The 3,512-nt window shown below is 37.4% G+C and carries 4 protein-coding genes; 1 reads left to right on the plus strand and 3 read right to left on the minus strand.

The window, feature by feature from the left end; all coding sequences use genetic code 11:
- Positions 1 to 178 precede the first annotated feature (178 nt).
- From V7659_RS09150 to V7659_RS09160, 3 genes are all read right to left on the minus strand, one after another.
- Positions 179 to 907 carry a YwiC-like family protein gene (locus tag V7659_RS09150; RefSeq protein ID WP_335539587.1) on the minus strand — a complete coding sequence of 243 codons (729 nt, stop codon included), beginning with the start codon at positions 905 to 907 and terminating at the stop codon, positions 179 to 181.
- Positions 908 to 1,027: 120 nt separating this feature from the next.
- Entirely contained in the window at positions 1,028 to 1,576 is a 549-nt protein-coding gene (gene mobB, locus V7659_RS09155) for a molybdopterin-guanine dinucleotide biosynthesis protein B (RefSeq protein WP_335539589.1), read from the minus strand.
- Entirely contained in the window at positions 1,564 to 2,829 is a 1,266-nt protein-coding gene (locus V7659_RS09160; protein ID WP_335539590.1) for a molybdopterin molybdotransferase MoeA, read from the minus strand. The genes mobB and V7659_RS09160 overlap by 13 nt, the downstream gene beginning before the upstream one ends.
- Positions 2,830 to 3,071: 242 nt before the next feature.
- Between V7659_RS09160 and V7659_RS09165 the strand changes: the two genes are divergently transcribed.
- On the plus strand, positions 3,072 to 3,512 hold a 441-nt coding region (locus tag V7659_RS09165; protein ID WP_335539592.1), incomplete at its 3' end, for a DUF542 domain-containing protein.

Consider the following 3,512-nt stretch of genomic DNA (forward strand, 5'->3'; position numbering starts at 1 on the left):
CCGGCACGCCCGCGGAAAGCGAAGCGCCTGGAGCGCAAATCAATAGACAAGTTGCATAGACCATGCATTAATAATTCTACAACAACTTAACGCGGCGAATTATTAAAGATTATTGTACCCAAAAAAGGCTATCGAAAGTTTTTCGATAGCCTTAATCGGTCATTTGACCGATTCTTTTTTATGTTAGTATACCTATTTGAATAGCTGATATCGTAAAGAATAGTGCGGAATTTATGATTTCGTAAATGCCAATTTGTTTCGGGGATAATGACCTGCCATAAAAAACAATCGCTCTTAGTAAACTAGGGATAAATGCTAATGCAACAATCCAAACACCTAAACCAAAGCAAATTAAAACTAACATAATATGGTAAAACCATGAAATCCATTTAAATTGGGTGTTCTTCTTTTCCCTAATCATTGTTTTTACATAAAAGGTACAGCCAACAAAAAATAGGACCGATGTTAAAAAGGTGAAAACAATTGTCTCGAAGTTTATTTCCCCATCTGTTAAATAACTGCTTGCTAATCCGGCAATTGAAAAGGCAAAAACCGCACTGAGATCATTCATAAACGCCCGGTCTTGATTCTTTGAAGTATAAAAAGCATTTATCATAAAAAACGGCAGCATCAGAAGGCCAAAATATATAATTGATGGTCTTTCAAACAGAGGAAAAAGTAAAAATAGTAACGATGGAATCATATATAAAAGAGTCCATTTTGAATAAAAAGAGATTTTTTTTCTTTTAAATAAGAGGAGCATCGGATAGGTTGCCAAGTATAACAAGAGCCAGCCGATGAAAAACGGGATATGTTGCCATATGAATCCTCCTTTAATGACACCAAGCCAAAAAGGTATGATTAGCATTGCCCATGCACCATGTTGCTTCGGTAAAAATAACTTCATTATTTTCACTCCTTTTTCCTGACTAGCCTAAATATAAGCTAGCTAAGCAAAAATATAAGTGAAACACATCACATAATTCCATAAAAAAGAAGGCCTTCGCCTTCTCTTTGTGACATCTTCTTAACTTTTTTGATCCATTTTATGAACAAGCTCTTGAAGTAATTTCAAAGTCCAAGTTATCGCCCTTTTATCATCAATATGAAAGCAAGGGATATTAGTTGTCAAAGTGATTACCTTATCCATTTTGTCTTTCCAGTATACAATAGCAGCAATATTGGACACGCTTTTTAATAAAGAAAGGTCATTTTCATCTCTTAATAACAGCAACTTTGGAAAAGACTCTAGTTTGTAGCCTTCGATTAATATCACATCTGGCTGAAAAAATGTCATCAATTCTATCTGGTCTTCAAGCGAATAATAATGGTTCTCGGCTTGGAGGAGTAAACATCCGTCCCCTTCGACGATTGATGCAAGTGCTCCTGCCTTTACATGTTTGTCCGTATCTTTCAGTGGTAGATATCCTGGTCTGCCACCATGCCCATGATGCTTTATGGTAACTGTCTTAACCCCTTTTTCTGCTAACAGGTTTATCAACTTTGAAGTGATTGTTGTCTTTCCACTATTTTGATAACCGACCACTTGAAAGATGACAGGAGTTACCAAGGCCATTCACTACCAATTTGATCTTCAAGCAGCAGGACATCGACTTCACTGCCAGCTGCATAGCCTCTAGTTCCGCCTGGAAGAATCATCAATGAATTAGCCCCAGAAAGGCTCATAATGATGTTAGACTTGTCGAGTCCACTCGGTGTGGCCCTTAGTCTTCCCGCATCGATAAACGTTGAACTTCGAACAAACCTAGTGAATGGATTTGCTTTAGGAAAATCCACCTCTAATAGAGCTTTTTCAATTCGAAGATGCGGTTTTTCTGAAAAAAGCATTCTTCGGATGATGGGGCGGGCAAACAATTCAAACCCTACATAGCATGCTGATGGATTTCCCGAAAGCCCAAATAGAAGCTTGCGATTAAACTGTGCCACGGTCGTCACACTTCCAGGCCGCATGGCAACTTTATTAAAGAAAACCTCCGCACCAAGCTTTTCATAAATAGCAGGCAGATAATCAAAATCACCCACTGAAACCCCTCCGGTTGTAATTAACAAGTCAACATTGTTTAAAGCATTCTTCACTGCTTCAAAACAGGTATCAAACTCATCCGGGAGCTTGCCAAAATAGCGGACAATCCCTCCAGCTCTTTCTATTTGCGCTGCAATCATATGGGAATTACTGTTACGAATTTTCCCAGGAACTAGGGGCTCGTTCACCTCTAACAGTTCCGTCCCTGTAGCAAATAAACCGACAAGAGGTTTTTTTGCTACGGCTACATGTTCATATCCAAATGTCGCAAGCATGGCCTGTATCCCAGGATTGATTAACGTCCCTTTTCTAACCAAGATTTCACCTTGCTTGGCATCCTCTCCACTGAATGAAACATTATCACCTTTTTTAAAGCGGCGTTTAATTGACATATAGGGAATTCCATTCTTTTCGTATCCCTGTGCAAGTTCGAACATAACCACTGCGTCTGTACCCTCTGGCATCATCGCTCCAGTCATAATTCTTACAGCTTGGAACGCACCAATTACTTTTTTTGATACCATTCCAGCACCAATATGATCGACAACTTCAAACTCAACTTTGTTCGTTTGTGAAGCATCACGGGTATCGATTGACCTGACAGCGAAGCCATCGTAGGGAGCCCGATCAAAATGAGGAACATCACTTGTTGCAATTAAATCCTCTGATAAAAAGCGGCCATAACTTTCATTTATTGAAACCTTCTCGATCACACCCGGTAATTGATATTCCATAATTTTTTGGACAGCTTCCCCAATTGGTATTGGTTTTCTTCTTTCAAACAAAATCATCAACTCCTGCGATAAACATATATCTGTTTTTGATATATACCATTAATCATTGAATAACCTTCATTATAAGCTTATTAGAAACATAACAACATATCAAATGTCACAATTTAAAGGAATTCAAACATAAAAATGTAAATCATATCGAATGTGTGATTCAGGTCACCTAATTTATTGCTTTTATAAATTATAATTACCGTAGATTTACTCAACAGTATTTTTTAAGGAGGAAATATACGATGAGTTTCACTATTACTGCAGATTCATTAGTTAAAGATATTGTAAATGAATTACCGAAAACAAGTGATGTTTTTAAAAAGAACAGGATTGATTTTTGCTGTGGAGGTAACATTCCATTAGCTACTGCTGTCACGCAAAATAATCTTAACCTTGATACTTTATTAGAGGAATTAAAAGAAGTATTAGAAACATATGAAAATGCCGAAAAAGACGTTGAAGTTTGGACTAACTCTGATTCAACTACGATTATTAATCATGTCATCTCCAATTACCATCGTGTATCAGAAGAGGAATTAACGCTGCTTAGTCCATATGTAACAAAAGTATCACGTGTCCACGGTGATAACCACCCAGAATTATTACAGGTGAATGAACTCTTTTATGAATTCAAAAAAGAATTGATGGAACATATGGCAAAAGAGGAAGCAGTTGTTTTTCCT

Source organism: Neobacillus drentensis (assembly GCF_036966985.1).
GTDB lineage: Bacteria > Bacillota > Bacilli > Bacillales > Cytobacillaceae > Neobacillus > Neobacillus drentensis_E.

Bases quoted from the DNA above. Each gene is read 5' to 3' on its own strand.
- V7659_RS09150 (WP_335539587.1), bottom strand. From the start codon at position 907: ATGAAGTTATTTTTACCGAAGCAACATGGTGCATGGGCAATGCTAATC.
- mobB (WP_335539589.1), bottom strand. From the start codon at position 1,576: ATGGCCTTGGTAACTCCTGTCATCTTTCAAGTGGTCGGTTATCAAAAT.